The organism is Streptomyces sp. MS06 (genome assembly GCF_047200655.1).
GTDB lineage: Bacteria > Actinomycetota > Actinomycetes > Streptomycetales > Streptomycetaceae > Streptomyces.
The window spans coordinates 1-19591 of sequence record NZ_JBJZOJ010000094.1 but is presented as its reverse complement, the minus strand read 5'-3'; the positions used below and the strand labels follow the sequence as shown (position 1 = coordinate 19591).

The 19591-nt window shown below is 75.2% G+C and carries 15 protein-coding genes; 9 read left to right on the top strand and 6 right to left on the bottom strand.

Annotated elements, in window-relative coordinates; all coding sequences use genetic code 11:
- Positions 1-43 precede the first annotated feature (43 nt).
- The 5 genes from ACL02U_RS31455 to ACL02U_RS31435 form a co-directional block, all read right to left on the bottom strand.
- On the bottom strand, positions 44-607 hold the full coding sequence (locus tag ACL02U_RS31455; protein ID WP_412794405.1) for a hypothetical protein: 564 nt from the start codon (positions 605-607) through the stop codon (positions 44-46).
- Positions 591-1082, bottom strand: a complete 492-nt coding sequence (locus tag ACL02U_RS31450) for an RNA polymerase sigma factor (RefSeq protein WP_412794404.1) — start codon at positions 1080-1082, stop codon at positions 591-593. Before ACL02U_RS31450 ends, ACL02U_RS31455 begins: the two co-directional genes overlap by 17 nt.
- Positions 1083-1167: 85 nt before the next feature.
- Entirely contained in the window at positions 1168-1845 is a 678-nt protein-coding gene (locus tag ACL02U_RS31445) for a class F sortase (RefSeq protein ID WP_412794403.1), read from the bottom strand.
- Positions 1842-2219 carry a sortase-dependent protein gene (locus ACL02U_RS31440; protein ID WP_412794406.1) on the bottom strand — a complete coding sequence of 126 codons (378 nt, stop codon included), beginning with the start codon at positions 2217-2219 and terminating at the stop codon, positions 1842-1844. Before ACL02U_RS31440 ends, ACL02U_RS31445 begins: the two co-directional genes overlap by 4 nt.
- 485 nt (positions 2220-2704) lie before the next feature.
- On the bottom strand, positions 2705-3385 hold the full coding sequence (locus tag ACL02U_RS31435) for a GDSL-type esterase/lipase family protein (protein ID WP_412794402.1): 681 nt from the start codon (positions 3383-3385) through the stop codon (positions 2705-2707).
- Positions 3386-3484: 99 nt separating this feature from the next.
- Here ACL02U_RS31435 and ACL02U_RS31430 point away from each other — a divergent pair, with 99 nt between their 5' ends.
- Together ACL02U_RS31430 and ACL02U_RS31425 are read left to right on the top strand one after the other, a co-directional pair.
- On the top strand, positions 3485-4465 hold the full coding sequence (locus ACL02U_RS31430; protein ID WP_412794401.1) for a WD40 repeat domain-containing protein: 981 nt from the start codon (positions 3485-3487) through the stop codon (positions 4463-4465).
- A 192-nt stretch (positions 4466-4657) separates the two neighbouring features.
- The gene (locus tag ACL02U_RS31425; RefSeq protein WP_412794400.1) at positions 4658-6181 is read left to right on the top strand and encodes a cellulase family glycosylhydrolase; all 1524 of its coding nucleotides are present in this window, start codon (positions 4658-4660) and stop codon (positions 6179-6181) included.
- A 166-nt stretch (positions 6182-6347) separates the two neighbouring features.
- Here the strand turns inward: ACL02U_RS31425 and serC are convergent, their stop codons facing one another.
- On the bottom strand, positions 6348-7466 hold the full coding sequence (serC, locus tag ACL02U_RS31420) for a phosphoserine transaminase (RefSeq protein ID WP_412794399.1): 1119 nt from the start codon (positions 7464-7466) through the stop codon (positions 6348-6350).
- 198 nt (positions 7467-7664) lie between these two features.
- Between serC and ACL02U_RS31415 the strand changes: the two genes are divergently transcribed.
- From ACL02U_RS31415 to ACL02U_RS31385, 7 genes are all read left to right on the top strand, one after another.
- Positions 7665-10628: an FAD-binding and (Fe-S)-binding domain-containing protein gene (locus ACL02U_RS31415; RefSeq protein WP_412794398.1), complete on the top strand. Its 2964-nt coding sequence runs from the start codon at positions 7665-7667 to the stop codon at positions 10626-10628.
- Positions 10629-11053: 425 nt separating this feature from the next.
- Positions 11054-12007, top strand: a complete 954-nt coding sequence (locus tag ACL02U_RS31410) for an EamA family transporter (RefSeq protein ID WP_412794397.1) — start codon at positions 11054-11056, stop codon at positions 12005-12007.
- A 351-nt stretch (positions 12008-12358) separates the two neighbouring features.
- Entirely contained in the window at positions 12359-13153 is a 795-nt protein-coding gene (locus tag ACL02U_RS31405; RefSeq protein ID WP_412794396.1) for a TIGR03084 family metal-binding protein, read from the top strand.
- On the top strand, positions 13150-14841 hold the full coding sequence (locus ACL02U_RS31400; RefSeq protein WP_412794395.1) for an acyclic terpene utilization AtuA family protein: 1692 nt from the start codon (positions 13150-13152) through the stop codon (positions 14839-14841). Before ACL02U_RS31405 ends, ACL02U_RS31400 begins: the two co-directional genes overlap by 4 nt.
- Positions 14838-16436 (top strand): acyl-CoA carboxylase subunit beta, encoded by a 1599-nt coding sequence (locus ACL02U_RS31395; RefSeq protein ID WP_412794394.1) that lies wholly within the window; start codon positions 14838-14840, stop codon positions 16434-16436. Before ACL02U_RS31400 ends, ACL02U_RS31395 begins: the two co-directional genes overlap by 4 nt.
- A gap of 10 nt (positions 16437-16446) precedes the next feature.
- Positions 16447-18294 (top strand): biotin carboxylase N-terminal domain-containing protein, encoded by a 1848-nt coding sequence (locus ACL02U_RS31390; RefSeq protein ID WP_412794393.1) that lies wholly within the window; start codon positions 16447-16449, stop codon positions 18292-18294.
- Positions 18291-19457 (top strand): acyl-CoA dehydrogenase family protein, encoded by a 1167-nt coding sequence (locus tag ACL02U_RS31385; protein WP_412794392.1) that lies wholly within the window; start codon positions 18291-18293, stop codon positions 19455-19457. The genes ACL02U_RS31390 and ACL02U_RS31385 overlap by 4 nt, the downstream gene beginning before the upstream one ends.
- Positions 19458-19591 lie beyond the last annotated feature (134 nt).

The following is a 19591-nucleotide window of genomic DNA, read 5'->3' as shown; positions in this document are numbered from 1 at the left end:
GAGCCGGGAGCCGTCCGGAGGGGGGGAGGAGCGGGGGCGGGGCTCAGGAGCCGGAGGGGGCCGGGTCGGCGCGGGTGGTCGCTCCGGTGGCGGTGCGGTCCACGGGTGAGGGGGCGGCCGCCGCGTCCCGCCCGGCGGCGGGGGTGGCGGTGGCCCGGGGGTCCGTGGAGGGACCGGGGGCCGATGGGCTGCGCGGGTCGGTGGAGCGGCCGGGGTCCGCGGAGCGGCGGGGAGGCACGGAAGGCCTGGGGGAAGGGCGCTCCCGTTCCGCTGCCGAGGGTGACGGCGAGGGGGTGGCGGTCGGCGTGGCGGCGGGTGCCGCGGGGCCGCCGGTCGCGGGCGGGGGCGCCAGCGGCGGTGCGGGGGAGTTCGGCTGCGCGGGTCCCGCCAGGTACAGCGGTACGGCGACGAGCAGCGCGACCGCGCAGGTGGCCCCGGCACCGACCGTGGTGCGCAGCAGCCTGCGGCGGGACGCGGCGCGGCGGATCGCCCGGTAGTGCCCGGGGGGCGGGGCGAGGTGGCCGGGGGCGGGGCGCAGGATCACCGCGAGGGGGTCGTCCGGCTCCGGTCCGCAGGCGTCGGGGTCGTCGTCAAAGCGAGTGGTCAAGGCTTCTCCTCAGGTGGACGCGGAGCAGTTCGCGGGCCGCGTGCAGGTCGGCCTTGACGGTTCCCTCCTTGCGACCGGTCAGCGCGGACACCTCCCGGATCGGCATGTCAGCGTAGTAGTGGAGGAGGATCGGGACGCGGAGTCGCTCCGGCAGCGACTGGACCAGCAGCCGTACCGAGGGGTCCGCCGGCTCGGTGCGCGAGTCGAGGGCGGCCTCGGTCCTGGCCCGGCGCATCGCCCGGCGTTCGCGCTCGAGTCCGCGCCAGTGGTCGCGGACCAGGTTGGCCGCGGTGACGTAGAGGAAGCCGCGCGGCTCCTCCACGCGGCTCCAGCGGGCCCAGAGGCGGGTGAACGCCTCCGAGGCGATCTCGTGGGCCGTCTCGTCGTCGTCGACGAGGCGGCGGCACCAGCCGGCCAGGCGCGGGTAGAGGGCGGCGAAGAGTTCCGACGCTGCCGTCTCGCGGGACCGTTTCAACGCTCTCCAGGGTCGTGATGCCGTCGCGGGGACGCTCGGGGGCTGCTTGCCGGGCTCGCGTTCCGCGGGCCCGGCGCAGCCGGGGTCAGGGTGCCGTGCCGCTGTTCGGCACGGTGTTCAGCACGGCGAACACGATCACGTTGTCGCGGTACCCGCCGCCGGTTCTCGGGCCGCCGCAGGTGATCAGGCGCAGTTCCGGGCGGTCCACGTCGCCGTAGACGTCGTGCGTCGGGAAGTCGGCCTTGGCGGTGGTGCGTACGGCGGTGACCGCGAAACGGGCCGTGGTGCCGTCCTCGCGGCGCACCGCGACGCGATCGCCGCGCCGCAGGCGCGCGAGGTGGCGGAAGACGCCGTCGCCGTGGGTGCCGACCGTGACGTGGCCGAGCAGGACCGACGGTCCCACCTCGCCGGGGGTCGGCGAGTACCGGTACCAGCCCGCCCGGTCGTGCGCCGTGACCCGGGGCACCTGCACGCTGCCGTCCGCGGCCAGTCCCAGCCGGACGAGCGGGGTGTCGACGCCGATGGCCGGGATCCGCAGCGCCACCGGAGCCGACCGGCCGAGGGCGGTGGCCCCGCGGGCGGGGGCCCGGGTGGGTGACGGCGGCGGGGTGCTCCCCGCGTCCTCGGGGTTCCCCCGGGCCTGCTCGCCGCCGGGGCGGTGAGCGGCCGGGGCCGGTGGTTCTGCGGCGTGCCCCGCGCAGCCGGTGAGCAGCGCGGCCAGGGCCGCCGCGGTGAACGCCCGCCGGGACAGCGGGACCGTCATGCCGCCGTCGCCCGCCGGCGGCGTACGACGAGGACGGTCACGCCACCCGCGGCGAACGCCGCGGCGGCGCCCCCGCCGATCAGTTCGCCCGTGTACCCGGACGCCGGGGAGGCCGCCGGCACTCCGGTGTCGGCGGCGCCGCGCGGCACGACGGATACCTGGCCCCGGGCCCGCCCGCCGGGCACCGAGGGGACCGGGGAGGGCGCGGTGCCCGCGTGGCCGGCGGCGCGGGTCGGCGCGGGGGCGGGCGTGCCCGAGACGGGGGCGGGGCTGGGCACCGGGCTGGCGGGCGTGTCGTCGGCGAGTGCGGTGGCGGGGCTCGCGAGGACGGCGCCGCAGGCGAGCAGCAGGGTGCTGAGGACGGTTCGGCGCATCGCGTCACGCATCGGGTTGCTCTCTCTCATCAGGTCGTCCCGGTCTGTGACCGGGCTGGGCGACGGATCGAGCGGAGAGACGAGGCAGCCGGGGCACGCGTTGCAAAGAACGGGCAAAGCCGTGCGGCGGGGTGCGCGGCCCGCCGCGGAGGCGGCGCGGGATGGTGGGCTGCCGCGAGGGTGCCGGTGCGGGGTGCGGGGTGCGGGGTGCGGGGTGCGGGGTGCGGGGTGCGGGGTGTGGGGTGCGAGGGCCGGGGGCCTCGTGGGGCTTGGAGGTCGGGGGGTGGGGGCTCGGGAAAGTGCAGCAGTTTCCGGTGGACTGTTGCACTTTTCCGGGCACACACCACCCGGAGGAGGACGGACGCCCGTCCCCTCCCGTTGACGACGGGGCGGCGCCCCCCGGTCCCGGGAGCCGGGGCGGCCGGGGAATCCGGTCCCCTCAGCGCCCCCCGGGAACCGGCGGCGCCCGGGGGCCGACTCGCGGCTCAGACCGCGTACGTGTACTCCTCGCCCACGCCCCAGGCCTGGTGCAGCGCCCCCGCGAACGCCGCCGCGAGCTTGTGCTCGCCGCTCGCGTTGGGGTGGGTGCCGTCGTACGTGTCGGCGTGGATGTCGTACGCCGGCGGGGGAGAGGCGAGCAGGAGCGGGGACCTGGGTTCGTCGAGGTCCGCCACCGTCTTCGCCAGCAGCTCGTTGAACAGGTCCACCTGCGCCGCGAACGGCGCGTCCAGTTCGGCCCGGATGTTGGGCACGACGGGCAGCAGCACCATCCGGACCCGGGGGTTCGCCGCCCTGGCGGCCGCCACGAAGCACCGCGCGTTCTCCGCGGTCTGCCCGGCGTCCGTGTAGAAGCCGAGGTCTATCAGCCCCAGGGAGACCAGCAGGACGTCGGCGCGGCACTCGCGCACGGCCTCGCCGACCAGCGGCGCCATGTGCAGCCAGCCCTCACCCCAGCCGGCCAGGTGGCCGCGCGGGAAGTCCGGTTCGGCGTAGGCGTACGACACCGGCGCCTCCGCCTCCTTGTCGTACAGCGCCTCGCGCGGGCCCACGAGCGCGAAGGGGCCGTCGTGGGTGGCGCGCAGATGCCGCCACAGGCGGTGGCGCCACGTGTGGTCGCCCGCGCTGCCGATCGTCGTCGAATCGCCGACGGGCATGAACCTGAGCATGCGCTCATCATGCGGGATCACGGCGGGTCCGGGATCCGGCGCGCGGTGTGAGGCCTGCCACGCGGCGTGAACACCCGGCGGGGATGGCAGGCTTGGGGCATGCGCCGACCGTTCGCCCTCCTCGCCGCGGCCCTCCTCGTGGGCGCGGCCGCCGCACCCGCCTCCGCCGGCGGCGGGGACGCGGGGTTCACCCTGCGGGACCCCCGCATCACCGAGTCCAGCGGGCTCGCCGCCTCCCGGCTGCACCCCGGCATCTACTGGACGCACAACGACAGCGACGACGGGCCGTACCTGTACGCCGTGGACAGCGCCAGCGGCCGGACCGTCGCCCGGCTCACCCTCACCGGCATCGGCTCACCGCGCGACGTGGAGGCGATCTCCATCGGGCCGGGCAACCGGATCTGGGTCGGCGACATCGGCGACAACCTCGGCGGCAAGTGGTCCCACGTGTGGCTCTACGAGCTTCCGGAGCCCCGGCAGCTCGAGGACCGCACGGTCCGTGCCACGCAGTACGTGGTGAAGTACTCCGACGGGCCCCGGGACGCCGAGTCCCTCGTCGTCCACCCCCGGACCGGCCGCGTCTACATCATCGACAAGAACCAGGACGGCGGACACCTCTACGAGGGGCCCGCCCGGCTCTCCACCTCCGGCACCAACGTCTTCAAGCCGGTCGCTCCGGTCGACCTGTGGGCCACCGACGCCGCGTTCTCCCCGGACGGCGACCGGCTCGCGGTGCGCGGCTACTTCGGCGGGATCCTCTACGACTGGAACGGCGGGAAGATCAAGAAGGTGCAGCGGCTGAACGTGCCGCTGCAGCGTCAGGGCGAGTCCGTCACCTACTCCGTCGACGGGACGAAGCTGCTGTACGGCAGCGAGGGCGCCGGCAGCGAGGTGGTCGCGGAGGACGCTCCCGGGGCGGCGGGCGCCGGGAGCGGCAGGACCGGCGGGCGGGAGAGCGCACCCGCGGCGGGAGAGAGCGGCGGCAGCGGTACCGGCGGCGGCCTGCGTAACGGCGTGATCGCCGTGGCGGTGGTCTGCGCCGGCGTGTTCGGGCTGCGCAGGCTGCGGCGCCGGGGCTGAGCCGACTGCGGCGCCGGGCCGGGCCGGGCGCGGGCGGTCGCGGCCGTCCGCCCGCCCGTCCGGGCGTCCGCTGCCGGATCGGCGGCGTCCTACGTCTTGACGTGCTCATGTGGCGTGGCTTCCCATGGACTACCGGGTCGTGGGAGCGCTCCCACCTGTTCCGGGCCCGAGCCTCCGAGAGGACGCTGCACCATGTTCCGCACTTTACGAAGAGCGCTGTGTGCCGCCGCGGCCGCACTCCTGCTGCCGCTGGCCGGCGCGCAGACGGCCGCCGCGGCGGATCCGGGCGCCGGCTACTGGCACACCAGCGGCCGGCAGATCCTGGACGAGGCCGGGCAGCCGGTGCGCATCGCCGGCGTCAACTGGTTCGGCTTCGAGACCGGCAACCACGTGGCCCACGGCCTGTGGAGCCGCGACTACAAGAGCATGATCGACCAGATGAGGTCGCTGGGCTACAACACCATCCGCCTGCCCTACAGCGACGACATCCTCAAGCCCGGCACCACGCCGGCCAGCATCAACTTCGCCGACGGCAAGAACGCCAACCTCCAGGGCCTGGACTCGCTCCAGGTCATGGACCGGATCGTGACGTACGCGGGCCAGGACGGCCTGAAGGTCATCCTCGACCGTCACCGGCCCGACTCCGGCGGCCAGTCCGCGCTCTGGTACACCGACTCCGTACCCGAGTCGACCTGGATCGCCGACCTGAAGGCCCTGGCCGCCCGCTACCGGGGCGACCCCACGATGATCGGCATCGACCTGCACAACGAGCCCCACGACCCCGCCTGCTGGGGCTGCGGGGACACCTCGCGCGACTGGCGGCTCGCCGCCCAGCGGGCCGGCGACGCGGTCCTTGCCGTCAACCCGGACCTGCTGGTCTTCGTCGAGGGCGTACAGACCTACGACGGCGTCTCCGGCTGGTGGGGCGGCAACCTGATGGGCGCCGCCCGGTACCCGGTCCAACTCGACGTGGCGAACCGGGTCGTGTACTCCGCCCACGACTACGCCACCAGCGTCGCCCAGCAGCCCTGGTTCGACGACCCGTCGTTCCCGGACAACATGCCCGGGATCTGGGACGAGTACTGGGGCTACCTCTTCAAGCAGGACATCGCCCCGGTGTGGGTGGGCGAGTTCGGCACCACCCTGCAGTCCGCCGTGGACCGGCAGTGGCTCGCCGCACTGGTGGACTACCTCCGGCCGACGGCGCAGGACGGCGCCGACGGCTTCCAGTGGACCTTCTGGTCGTGGAACCCCAACTCCGGTGACACCGGCGGCATCCTCAAGGACGACTGGACGACCGTCGACACCGTCAAGGACGGGTACCTGGCGAGCATCAAGGCGCCCCTCTTCCCGAGCACCGGCGGGGGCGACTCGGGCGGTGGCGGCGGGAACGGCGGCGGCGGTGGCGGCGGCACGAGCGCGTGCAGCGCCGCCTACACCGTGAGCAGCGACTGGGGCAGCGGGTTCAACGCCGACGTCGAGGTGACCAACACCGGCACCACCGCGCTGTCCTCCTGGCAGGTGACCTGGACGTTCGACGGATCCCAGCAGATCGGCAACATGTGGAACGCCACCTGGACGCAGAGCGGCGAGACGGTGACCGCGGTCAACGCCGCCCACAACGGCACCGTGCCGGCGGGTGGTTCGGTGAGCTTCGGCTTCGGTGCGGCGCCCGGAGGCGGCGCCGTGCCGAGCCTGAGCTGCACGGCCGGATGAGGTACGGCCGGACGCGGAACGGCCGGATGAGGTACGGCCGGATCAGGTACGGCCGGATGAGGTGACGCACGCGAAGGGCGTCCGGCGCGGGAGCCGGACGCCCTTCGACGTCGAGCCGTGGCGCCCCGGGCGGGCCGGGGGGCCTTGCGGCAGGGTGAACTACCGGTCAGAGCCGTTCGATCACGTAGTCGACGCACCGGGTGAGCGCCTCGACGTCCGCCGGGTCGATCGCCGGGAACATCGCGATGCGCAGCTGGTTGCGGCCCAGCTTGCGGTACGGCTCGGTGTCGACGATGCCGTTGGCGCGCAGCGCCTTGGCGACCGCGGCGGCGTCGACCTCCTCGGAGAAGTCGATCGTGCCGATGACCTGGGAGCGCTCGGCCGGCTCGGCGACGAACGGGGTGGCGTACTTGGAGTCCTCCGCCCAGCGGTACAGCCGGGTCGAGGAGTCCTTCGTGCGGGCCGTGGCCCAGTCCAGCCCGCCCTGCCCGTTGATCCACTCGAGCTGCTGCCCGAGCAGGAACAGCGTGGCCAGCGCGGGCGTGTTGTACGTCTGGTTCTTGCGGGAGTTGTCGATCGCCGTCGGCAGGGAGAAGAACTCCGGCACGTGCCGGCCGCTCGCGTGGACCCGTGCGGCACGCTCCAGCGCGGCCGGGGAGAACACGCCGATCCACAGGCCGCCGTCGGAGGCGAAGGACTTCTGCGGGGCGAAGTAGTACACGTCGGTCTCGGCGACGTCCACCGGCAGCCCGCCGGCGCCCGACGTGGCGTCCACCAGGACCAGCGCGCCCTCGTCGGCACCCGCGACCCGCCTGATCGGCATGGCGACACCGGTGGAGGTCTCGTTGTGGGTGAACGCGTACACGTCCACGCCGGACTCGGCCCTCGCCTCGGGGTGGGTGCCCGGGTCGGCGGTGATGACGGTGGGCTCGGCGAGCCAGGGCGCCAGCTTCGCGGCCTTGGCGAACTTGGAGCTGAACTCGCCGAAGCTGAGGTGCTGCGACTTGTTCTCGATCAGGCCGTGCGTCGCGATGTCCCAGAACGCGGTCGAGCCGCCGTTGCCGAGGACGACCTCGTAGCCGTCGGGGAGCTGGAAGAGCGTACGGACGCCCTCGCGGACCTGCCCGACGAGGTTCTTCACGGGGGCCTGGCGGTGAGAGGTGCCCAGCAGGGACGCGCCGGTGGCGGCCAGGGCGTCCAGCGCCTCCACCCGCACCTTGGAGGGACCCGCGCCGAAACGACCGTCCGCGGGCTTCATGTCAGCAGGAATCTGGATCTCAGCCACGAGGCGGAGCGTATCGCCTCGGCGAAACCGGACGGAAACGTGTCCGTCCGATGAGACGACGCCCGCCGGTCCCCCGACTTGTGCGGAAGCACGGTGCGGGCGGCGCGGGCCGGGGCCGCCGGCGCGGGAGACCGGGCGCGACGCGCGGCGACCGGGCGGGGGCTCGTCACTGTCGGTGCCCGGATGCATGCTGGACGGATGACGAGTCTCGAGTCGGAACTGCGTGCGGCCGTCCGGGGTGAGGTGGGCTTCGACGTCACGTCCCGGGCGCTGGTCACCATGGACGCCTCCAACTACCGGCGGGTGCCGCTCGGGGTGGTCGCCCCGCGGGACGCCGAGGACGTCGCCGCCGTGCTCGAGGTCTGCCGCGCCCACGGGACGCCGGTGGTGCCGCGCGGCGGGGGCACGTCGATCGCCGGTCAGGCGACGGGCCGGGGCGTGGTGCTGGACTTCACCCGGCACATGAACCGGCTGCTGTCGCTCGACGCGCGGGCGCGTACCGCGGTGGTCCAGCCGGGGCTCGTCCTCGACCGGCTCCAGGAGGCCGCCGCGCCGCACGGCCTCCGGTTCGGCCCGGACCCCTCCACGCACGGCCGGTGCACCCTCGGCGGGATGATCGGCAACAACTCCTGCGGCTCCCACTCCGTCGCCTGGGGGACGACCGCGGACAACGTGCGGGAGCTGTCGGTGCTCACCGCGCGCGGGGAGCGGCTGCGGCCCGGCCGGGACTGGGCCGGCGCGCCGGACGGCCTGCGGGAACTGGTCGACGGCGAACTGGAGCGGCTGCGCACCGGCTTCCCCGAGCTGCCCCGCCGGATCTCCGGCTACGCGCTGGACGCCCTGCTGCCGGAGAGCGGCGCCGACGTGGCCCGCTCCTTCTGCGGCAGCGAGGGCACCCTGGGCGTGCTGACGGAGGCCGTCGTGCGGCTGGTGCCGGCGCCGCCCGCGCGGGCGCTGGCGGTACTGGGGTACGCCGACGAGAGCGCGGCCGCAGAGGCCGCGGCGGGACTGCTGCCGCCGGGGCCCGCCGGGCCGGACGGCGGGCGCGGCGGCGGGGCGGGCCCGCTGACGGTGGAGGGCATGGCCGCCGACCTGGTGCCCGATCCGCGGCGGCTGCCGCGCGGCGGGGCCTGGCTGTTCGTGGAGACGGGCGGGGGGACGGCGGCCGAGGCGCAGGCCCGCGCGGAGGCGGTCGTGCGCGCGGCGGACGCCGTGGACGCCGCCGTGGTCACCGACCCGGCCGGGCAGCGGGCGCTGTGGCGCATCCGGGAGGACGCCAGCGGCACGGCCACCCGGATGCCGGACGGCAGCGAGGCGTGGCCCGGCTGGGAGGACTGCGCGGTGCCGCCCGCCCGCCTCGGCGCCTACCTGCGCGACTTCCGCGGGCTGCTGTCGGCGCACGGCCTGCGCGGCACGCCCTACGGACACTTCGGCGACGGCTGCATCCACGTCCGCATCGACTTCGACCTGCTGACCGGGGCGGGGGTGGGCCGCTTCCGCCGCTTCTCGGAGGAGCTGGCCGACCTGGTGGTCTCGCACGGCGGTTCGCTGTCCGGGGAGCACGGCGACGGGCAGGCGCGGGCGGAACTGCTGCCGCGGATGTACGGGGCCCGGACGGTGGCGCTGTTTGAGCGGGCCAAGGGAGTCTGGGACCCCGACGACCTGCTCAACCCGGGCATGCTGGTCCGCCCCGCGCCGCTCGACGCCGACCTGCGGTTCGCGGTCCTGCCGCGCGAACCGGTGGACGTCGCCTTCGGATACCCGTCCGACGGCGGTGACTTCACGGCGGCGGTGCGCCGCTGCGTGGGCGTCGCCAAATGCCGTACGGCGACGGCGGACGGCCCGGCCGTGATGTGCCCGTCGTTCCGTGCGACGGGCGAGGAGCGGCACTCCACCCGCGGGCGGGCGCGGCTGCTGCACGAGATGCTGGCGGGGGAGCTGGTCACCGGCGGTTGGCGGTCGCCCGAGGTGCGGGACGCGCTGGACCTGTGCCTGTCCTGCAAGGGATGCCGGTCCGACTGCCCCGTCGAGGTGGACATGGCCGCCTACAAGGCGGAGTTCCTGCACCACCACTGGGCGGGACGGCTGCGCCCCGCCGCGCACTACGCGATGGGCTGGCTGCCGGTGTGGCTGCGCGCGGTGGCCGCCACCCGCACCGCGCCGCTGGCCGGCGCGCTGGCCGGGGTGCCCCCGCTGGCCCGCCTGGTGCGGCGGCTGGGCGGGATCACGGCCGAGCGGGACCTGCCGCGTCCGGCGCCGGAGCCCTTCACACGCTGGTGGCGCCGGCGGCGCGGGGCGGCCGCGTCCGGCGCGGGCGAGCTGGTGGTGCTGTGGCCGGACACGTTCACCGAGCATCTGTCGCCGTCCGTGGGGCGGGCGGCGGTGCGGGTGCTGGAGGCCGCGGGGCTCCGGGTGGCGCTGCCGCCGACGCTGCGGACGCGCGGGGCGGCGGTCGGGGACGGCAGGACCCGGTCGGCGGCGGCACTGCTGACGGCGCGTCGAGGCCGGGTCTGCTGCGGGCTCACGTACGTGTCCACCGGCCAGCTGGACCGGGCCCGCGCGGTGCTGCGGCGCACGCTGGACCTGATGGAGCCGGTGCTGAGCACGTCCGCGCCGGTGGTCGTGCTGGAGCCGAGCTGCGCGGCGGCACTGCGCACCGATCTGCCGGAGCTGCTGCACGACGATCCGCGGGCCGCCCGGCTGGCCGGCCGGGTGCTGACCTTCGCCGAGGTGCTGCGACGGCACGCCCCGGAATGGGCGCCGCCGGTGCTGGACCGCCCGGTGGCCGGGCAGACCCACTGCCACCAGCACGCGGTGCTCGGCGACGCCGCCGAGCGGAGGCTGCGGGAGGCCGCCGGGCTCACCGGCGAGCTGTCCGGCGGCTGCTGCGGCCTCGCGGGCAACTTCGGTTTCGAGAAAGGCCACTTCGAGGTGTCGCGGGCCTGCGCGGAGGAGCGGCTGCTGCCGTCGGTGCGGGCGGCGGAACCGGGCACGGTGGTCCTCGCGGACGGCTTCTCCTGCCGGACCCAGCTGGAGCAGCTGGCGGGCGTGCGGGGGCGGCACCTGGCGGAGGTGCTGGCCGAGGGGCTGGCGGAGCGGTCGGCGGGGGATGCCGGCGACGGCGCGGAGGAGGAGGGCGAGCCGGACGGCGCGGGCGGCTGAGCCCCGGGCCCGAGCCGTCCGGCGGCGGCCGCGTCGTTCGGCGCCCGTGCGCTCCGGGGCGGGCCGGGAGGTAGCGGCGTCGTCGGTGCTGCGGTGAGGCGGTGCCGGTGGTGTGGAGCGGACCGGGTTGAAACGTTCCCCCCGCGCAATGGTCCGGAGGACCATACCCCCTCCCCGGCCGGGGTCACGCGAGTAACCAAGGTCCGCTCCAGCTCCTCGGCCGGTCGCCTCCTCCCGGTCCCGTGAGTCCCGCCCGCCGGATTATTCGCCTCGACGTGCGGGGCGAGGAGCGTCACGCTGGGAGGCAGTGCGGGTCCGGCGGGACGGGGTTTCCTCGCAGGTTCCCGGCGCGAGTTCGGTCCATTACCCTGGACCAGCAAGTGCATCATGATGAACCTTTCCCGAGTCGAGCCGCTGGACTGCCCGTGACCTCCCCTGACGCCGCCGCCCTCACCACCACCGCCTCCGGCGCCGCGACGGATGCCGCCGCCGCACCGGCCGGTTCGCCGAGCCGCCGGGGAGGTTCCCTCGGTCCCGTCGGCCTGGTGCTGGCCGGCGGTGTCTCGGTCCAGTTCGGCGGCGCGCTGGCGGTCACCCTGATGCCGCGCGCCGGAGCGCTGGGCGTGGTGTCGCTGCGTCTGCTGGTGGCGGCCCTGGTGCTGCTGGTGGTCTGCCGACCCCGGCTGCGCGGGCACTCCCGCACCGACTGGGGCACCGTCATCGTCTTCGGGGTCGCCATGGCCGCGATGAACGGCCTCTTCTACCAGGCGGTCGACCGCATCCCGTTGGGCCCGGCGGTCACCCTGGAGGTGCTGGGCCCGCTCACCCTGTCCGTCCTGGCCTCCCGCCGCGCGATCAACGTGCTGTGGGCGGGGCTGGCCCTCGGCGGCGTCTTCCTGCTCGGTCGCGGCGGCTTCGGCAGTCTGGACCCGGCGGGCTGCGCCTTCGCGCTGGGCGCCGGGGCGATGTGGGCGGCGTACATCGTCTTCAGTGCGCGTACCGGCCGCCGCTTCCCGCAGGCGGACGGGCTTGCGCTGGCGATGGCGGTGGGCGCGGTGCTCTTCATGCCGCTCGGGATCGCCGAGTCGGGGGCGAAGCTCGCCGTCCCGACCACGTTCGCGCTGGGCGCCGCGGTCGCGATGCTCTCCTCCGTGCTGCCCTACACCCTGGAACTCCTCGCGCTGCGCCGCCTGCCCGCCTCCACCTTCGCCGTCCTGATGAGCCTGGAGCCGGCCCTCGCCGCGACGGCGGGCTTCCTGGTGCTGGGGCAGGCGCTGTCCGCCGCGCAGGCGCTGGCGATCGCGCTGGTCGTCGCGGCGAGCATGGGTGCCGTGCGCACCCAGGTGGGGCGCGCCAAAGCGCCGGTGCCGGAGGCGTGACGGCGCCCCGCGCCGCGGGTGCGGCCGCTCCGGCCCGACCGGTGCCGCCGGCCGCCGTGGGGGCTGTGCCGTCCTGACCGGGGCGGGCCGCCGGTCGCCGGTGGGGCTGTGCCGGGTCGCAGGCCCCCGGTGGGGTTCTGCCGGTTTCCCGAGCGGTCCCGCCTGCCGTCTCCCGGCCATCGTCTCCCGGCCATCGTCTCCTGGCCACCGTCGCCCGTCGCCCGTCGCCCGTCGCCCGTCGCCCGTCTTCTGCCGTCTGCCGTCCGCCGCCTCCTGGCCGGGTGCCGTGCGATGGCGAAAAATCATGCAAGCATGCTTGATTGTTTCTTGCTCCGCTGCCATGCTCGCCGCATGTCCGATCCGACGCCCGTCCTGGACGACCTGCGCGAGGAGAGCGACGAACTCGACTGTCTCGTCGCCGAGTTGACCGACGACCAGTGGAGGTGCGACACACCGGCGCCCGGCTGGACCGTCGCCCACCAGATCGCCCACCTCGCCTGGACCGACCGCTCGGCCCTGCTCGCCGTCACCGACGAGGACGCCTTCCGCCTGCTGGTCGAGAAGGCCCTCGCCGCACCCGGCACCTTCGTCGACGAGGGCGCCGAGGAGGGCGCCCGCCTGCCGCCAGACGACCTGCTGACCGGCTGGCGCCGCGGCCGCGCCGCACTGGACCGGGCCCTGCGGGCCGCCCCGCCGGGCGCCCGCCACCCCTGGTACGGCCCGCCGATGGCGACCGCCTCCATGGCCACCGCCCGCCTGATGGAGACCTGGGCGCACGCCCGGGACGTGGCCGACGCCCTCGGCGTGGTCCGCGTCCCCACCGACCGGATCCGGCACATCGCCCGGCTGGGCGTCCGCACCCGCGACTTCGCCCACGCCGCGCACGGCCTGCCCGCCCCCGCCGACCCCTTCCGCGTGGAACTGACCGCCCCCTCGGGCGCGACCTGGGCCTACGGTCCCGAGGACGCCCCCCAGCGCGTCACCGGCCCCGCACTGGACTTCTGCCTGCTGGTCACCCAGCGCGCGAACCGCGCCGACCTGGCGCTGCACGCCGAGGGCGCCGACGCCGACCGCTGGCTCGACATCGCCCAGGCCTTCGCGGGCCCGCCCGGCGAGGGTCGCCCGCCGAAGGGGGAGGACCGGTGACGCTGCGGATCGGCAACGCCTCCGGTTTCTACGGCGACCGCCTCGACGCGATGCGGGAGATGCTCACCGGCGGGGAGCTGGACGTCCTCACCGGCGACTACCTCGCCGAGCTGACCATGCTGATCCTCGGCCGGGACCGCCTGAAGGACCCCGCCGCCGGGTACGCCCGCACCTTCCTGCGCCAGCTCGAGGAGTGCCTCGGCCTCGCCCACGAGCGCGGGGTGCGGATCGTCGCCAACGCGGGCGGACTCAACCCGGCCGGGCTCGCCGCCGCCGTGCGCGGGCTGGCCGAGCGGCTGGGCCTGCCGGTGCGCGTCGCGCACGTCGAGGGCGACGACCTCGCCGAGCGGTACCGGGAGCGGTACCCGGACGCCCTCGCCGCCCACGCCTACCTCGGCGGCTTCGGCATCGCCGCCTGTCTCGACGCCGGCGCCGACGTCGTCGTCACCGGGCGGGTCACCGACGCCGCCCTGGTCACCGGTCCGGCCGCGGCGCACTTCGGCTGGGCTCCGGACGAGTACGACCGGCTCGCGGGCGCCGTCGTCGCCGGGCACGTCCTGGAGTGCGGGGCGCAGGCCACCGGCGGCAACTACGCCTTCTTCCGGGACGGCGACGTCCGCCGCCCCGGCTTCCCGCTCGCCGAACTGCACGCCGACGGCAGCAGCGTCATCACCAAGCACCCCGGCACCGGCGGCTTCGTCGACACCGGCACGGTGACCGCGCAGCTGCTGTACGAGACGGCGGGCGCCCGCTACCCGGGCCCGGACGTCACCGCCCGGCTGGACACCGTACGGCTGACTCCGGACGGCCCCGACCGGGTGCGGGTGCACGGTGTGCGCGGGGAGGCTCCGCCGCCGGACCTCAAGGTCGGCGTCAACCGGCTCGGCGGCTTCCGCAACGAGGTCGCCTTCGTGCTCACCGGCCTCGACATCGAGGCCAAGGCGGACCTGGTCCGCGAACAGTTGGAGGACGCCCTCGCCGGCGCCGCGACCCGCCCGGCCGAGGTGCGCTGGGAGCTGGCCCGCACCGACCGGGCCGACGCCGGCACCGAGGAGACCGCCAGCGCACTGCTGCGGCTCGTCGTCCGGGACCCCGACCAGCAGGCCGTGGGCCGGGCGCTGAGCGGTGCGGCCGTGGAGCTGGCGCTGGCCAGCTACCCCGGCTTCCACGTGCTCGCCCCGCCCGGGAAGGGCGCACCGTACGGCGTGTTCGAGGCGGACCTCGTGCCGCAGGACACCGTCGAGCAGGTGGCCGTGCTGCCCGACGGCCGGCGGGTCCCGGTGGCGCCCGCCCGCACCACCCGGCCCCTCGCCGCCGCCCCCGAACCGCCGCTGCCCGAACCGCCGCCCCCCGGCCGCACCCGCCGCGCGCCACTCGGCCGGGTGGCCGGCGCCCGCAGCGGCGACAAGGGCGGGGACGCCAACGTCGGCGTGTGGGCGCGCACCGACGACGGCTGGCGGTGGCTCGTCCACGAGCTGACCGTGGAACGGCTGCGCCGGCTCCTCCCGGAGTGCGAGGCCCTGCCCGTCACCCGGCACGTGCTGCCCCGCCTGCGCGCCCTGAACTTCGTCGTCGAAGGCCTGCTCGGCGCGGGCGTCGCCGACCGGCACCGCTTCGACCCGCAGGCCAAGGCGCTCGGCGAATGGCTGCGCTCCCGCCACCTGGAGATCCCGGAGGCCCTGCTGTGACCGTCCTGAACTCGGCCGTGGACCCGGCCTCCCCGGACCACCGGGCGAACCGCGAGGCCATGCTCGCCAAGCTGGAGGAGCTGGACGCCGAGCACGCCAAGGCGCTCGCCGGCGGCGGGGAGAAGTACGTGGCCCGGCACCGCGGGCGCGGCAAGCTGCTCGCCCGGGAGCGCATCGAGCTGCTCCTCGACCCCGACACGCCGTTCCTGGAGCTGTCGCCGCTGGCCGGCTGGGGCAGCGACCACACCGTCGGCGCCTCCCTGGTCACCGGCATCGGGGTGGTCGAGGGCGTGGAGTGCCTGATCACCGCCAACGACCCGACCGTGCGCGGCGGCGCCACCAACCCCTGGGGCCTGAGGAAGGCGCTGCGCGCCGACGACATCGCCCTCGCCAACCGGCTGCCCTGCATCAGCCTGGTGGAGTCCGGCGGCGCCGACCTGCCCTCCCAGAAGGAGATCTTCATTCCGGGCGGTGCCGTCTTCCGGGACCTGACCCGGCTGTCCGCCGCGGGCATCCCGACCATCGCGGTCGTGTTCGGCAACTCCACGGCGGGCGGCGCCTACATCCCCGGCATGTCCGACCACGTGATCATGGTCAAGGAGCGGGCGAAGGTGTTCCTCGGCGGGCCGCCGCTGGTGAAGATGGCCACCGGGGAGGAGAGCGACGACGAGTCGCTCGGCGGCGCCGACATGCACGCCCGGGTCTCCGGCCTCGCCGACCACTTCGCCGTGGACGAGCCGGACGCGCTGCGCCAGGCACGCCGGGTCGTGGCCCGGCTGAACCACCGCAAGGCACATCCCGATCCCGGCCCGGCCGAGCCGCCGAAGTACGACCCGGAGGAACTCCTCGGGATCGTCCCCGGCGACCTGCGGACCCCGTTCGACCCGCGGGAGGTCGTCGCCCGGCTCGTCGACGGCTCCGACTTCGACGAGTTCAAACCGCTGTACGGGAGCAGCCTGGTGACCGGCTGGGCGGCGCTGCACGGCTGGCCGGTCGGCATCCTCGCCAACGCGCGGGGCGTGCTGTTCAGCGAGGAGTCGCAGAAGGCCGCCCAGTTCATCCAGCTCGCCAACCAGCGCGACATCCCGCTGCTGTTCCTGCACAACACCACCGGCTACATGGTCGGCCGGGAGTACGAGCAGGGCGGCATCGTCAAGCACGGCGCGATGATGATCAACGCGGTGAGCAACTCGCGGGTGCCGCACCTGTCGGTGCTGATCGGCGCCTCCTACGGCGCCGGCCACTACGGCATGTGCGGGCGGGCCTACGACCCGCGGTTCCTGTTCGCCTGGCCGAGCGCCAAGTCGGCGGTGATGGGCCCGCAGCAGCTCGCCGGCGTGCTGTCCATCGTGGCCCGGCAGTCCGCGGCGGCCAAGGGCCGGCCCTACGACGAGGAGGCGGACGCGGCGCTGCGCGCCATGGTGGAGCAGCAGATCGAGTCCGAGTCGCTGCCGATGTTCCTGTCCGGGCGGCTGTACGACGACGGCGTCATCGACCCGCGCGACACCCGCACCGTCCTCGGCCTGTGCCTGTCCGCCGTCCACACCGCGCCCTACCGGGGCGTGCGCGGCGGCTTCGGCGTCTTCCGGATGTGAGGGGTCCTTCGTGATTGCTTCCCTGCTCGTCGCCAACCGGGGCGAGATCGCCTGCCGCGTCTTCCGCACCTGCCGGGAGCTCGGCATCCGGACCGTCGCCGTGCACGCCGACGCCGACCGGGACGCGCTGCACACCCGCCTGGCCGAGGAGGCGGTGCGGCTGCCCGGGTCGACGCCCGCCGACACCTACCTGCGCGGCGACCTGATCGTGAAGGCGGCCCTCGCCGCAGGCGTGGACGCCGTCCACCCCGGTTACGGATTCCTCTCCGAGAACGCCGACTTCGCGCGCGCCGTGCTGGACGCCGGACTGGTGTGGGTCGGGCCGCCGCCGGAGGCGATCGAGGCGATGGCGTCCAAGACCCGGGCCAAGCGGCTGATGGGCGTCGAGACGCTGCAGGACGTCACCGAGGCCGACCTTCCCGTGCTGGTGAAGGCGGCCGCCGGCGGCGGAGGGCGCGGCATGCGGATCGTGCGCCGACTGGAGGATCTCGGCGCCGCGCTGGACGGTGCGCGCGCCGAGGCCGCGAGCGCCTTCGGCGACGGGGAGGTCTTCGTCGAGCCGTACGTCGAACGGGGCCGCCACGTCGAGGTGCAGGTGCTCGCCGACACGCACGGCACGGTGTGGGTGCTCGGCACCCGCGACTGCTCCCTCCAGCGGCGCCACCAGAAGGTGATCGAGGAGGCGCCGGCGCCCGGACTGTCCGCGCAGCTCACCGCGGAGCTGCACGCGCTGGCCGCGCGCGCCGCGCGCGCCGTCTCCTACGCCGGCGCCGGCACCGTCGAGTTCCTCGTCGCCGACGGCCGTCCGCACTTCCTGGAGATGAACACCCGCCTCCAGGTCGAACACCCCGTCACCGAGGCGGTGTTCGGCATCGACCTGGTCGCCGAGCAGATCCGCGTCGCCGAGGGCCGCGCCCTGCCCGCCGAACCGCCCCGGCCGCGCGGACACGCCGTCGAGGCCCGCCTGTACGCCGAGGACCCGGCCCGCGACTGGGCCCCGCAGACCGGCACCCTGCACCGGCTGGACGTGCCCGACGGGGTCCGCCTGGACACCGGATACACCGGCGGCGACACCATCGGCGTCCACTACGACCCGATGCTCGCCAAGGTGATCGCCCACGCGCCCACCCGCGCCGAAGCGGTCCGCAGGCTCGCCGGCGCCCTGGAACGGGCGGCCGTGCACGGCCCCGTCACCAACCGCGACCTGCTCGTCCGCTCCCTGCGGCACCCCGAGTTCACCGAGGGCCGGACGGACACCGGCTTCTACGACCGCCACCTCGCCGAACTGGCCCGGCCCGCGCCCGACCCGCACGCCCCGCTGGCCGCCGCACTCGCCGACGCCTGCGGCCGCTCCCGTTTCGGAGGCTGGCGCAACCTGCCCTCGCAGCCGCAGGTGAAGCGGTACGCCATGGCCGGGGAGGAGCACGAGGTCCGCTACCGGCACACCCGGCACGGCCTCGACGCCGACGGGGTCCGGGTCGTGCACGCCGACCCGGGGACGGTGGTCCTCGAAGTGGACGGCGTGCAGCGCGGGTTCACCGTCGCCCGGTACGGCGACCGGATCCACGTCAACGCCACCGCGCTCACCGCCCTGCCCCGCTTCCCCGACCCGGCGGACCAGCAGGCCCCCGGCTCCCTGCTGGCCCCCATGCCGGGGACCGTCGTCCGGATCGCCGAGGGCCTGGCCGCCGGGGCGCACGTCCGCGCCGGCGAACCGCTCCTCTGGCTCGAGGCGATGAAGATGCAACACCGCATTGCGGCACCGGCCACCGGAACCCTGACGGCCCTTCCGGTGGCCCCAGGACAGCAAGTCGACGTCGGTGCGCTGCTGGCCGTCGTGGAGGAAGGGAAACCATGAGCACCCTCATCGAAACCGAAGAGCACCGCGCCCTGCGCGCCGCGGTGTCCGCCCTCGGCACCCGCTACGGCCGCGACTACCTCACCCGCACCGTCGAGGAGGGCCGCCACCCCACCGAACTGTGGCAGGAGGCCGGAAAGCTCGGCTACCTCGGCGTCAACCTGCCCGAGGAGCACGGCGGCGGGGGCGGCGGCATCACCGAACTCGCCATCGTCCTGGAGGAACTCGGCGCCGCCGGCTGCCCGCTGCTGATGCTGGTGGTGTCCCCGGCGATCTGCGGCACCGTCATCGCCCGCTTCGGCACCGAGGAGCAGCGGCGGGCCTGGCTGCCCGGCCTCGCCGACGGCTCCCGCACCATGGCCTTCGGCATCACCGAACCCGACGCGGGCTCCAACAGCCACCGCATCACCACCACCGCCCGCCGCGAGACGGGCGGCGACTGGATACTCACCGGCCGCAAGGTCTTCGTCTCCGGCGTGGACATCGCCGACGCCACCCTCATCGTGGGCCGCACCGAGGACGCCCGCACCGGCCGGCTCAAGCCCTGCCTGTTCATCGTCCCGCGCGACGCGGACGGCTTCACCCGCCGCCCCATCGACATGGAACTCAAGGCAGCCGAGAAGCAGTTCGAACTCGTGCTGGACGACGTCCGGCTGCCCCCGTCCGCGCTCGTCGGCGAGGCGGAGGACGCCGGCCTGCTGCAACTGTTCGCCGGACTCAACCCCGAGCGCATCATGACCGCCGCCTTCGCGGTCGGCATGGGCCGCTACGCGCTGTCCCGCGCCGTCGAGTACGCCCGCGACCGCACCGTGTGGAGCAGCCCCATCGGCGCCCACCAGGCCATCGCCCACCCGCTCGCCCAGGCGCACATCGACCTCGAACTGGCCCGCCTGATGATGCAGAAGGCGGCCCACCTCTACGACCGCGGGGACGACACCGGTGCCGGGGAGGCCGCCAACATGGCCAAGTACGCGGCGGGCGAGGCCTGCGTGCGCGCCGTCGACCAGTCCGTGCACACCCTCGGCGGCAACGGCCTCACCCGCGAGTTCGGCCTGGCCTCGCTCATCACCGCCTCCCGGGTGGCCCGTATCGCCCCGGTCAGCCGGGAGATGATCCTCAACTACGTCTCCCACCAGACCCTGGGCCTGCCCAAGTCGTACTGACCGGCCCACCGGCCCACCGGCCGACCGGCACCCCGCCGGCTGCGCCGGGGCATGCTGGGGAGGTGGCGCGGGGGGGGGGGGGAGGCAACCCCCCCCCCACCCCCCCCCTCCCCCCCCCCCCGGTTTCCCCACCA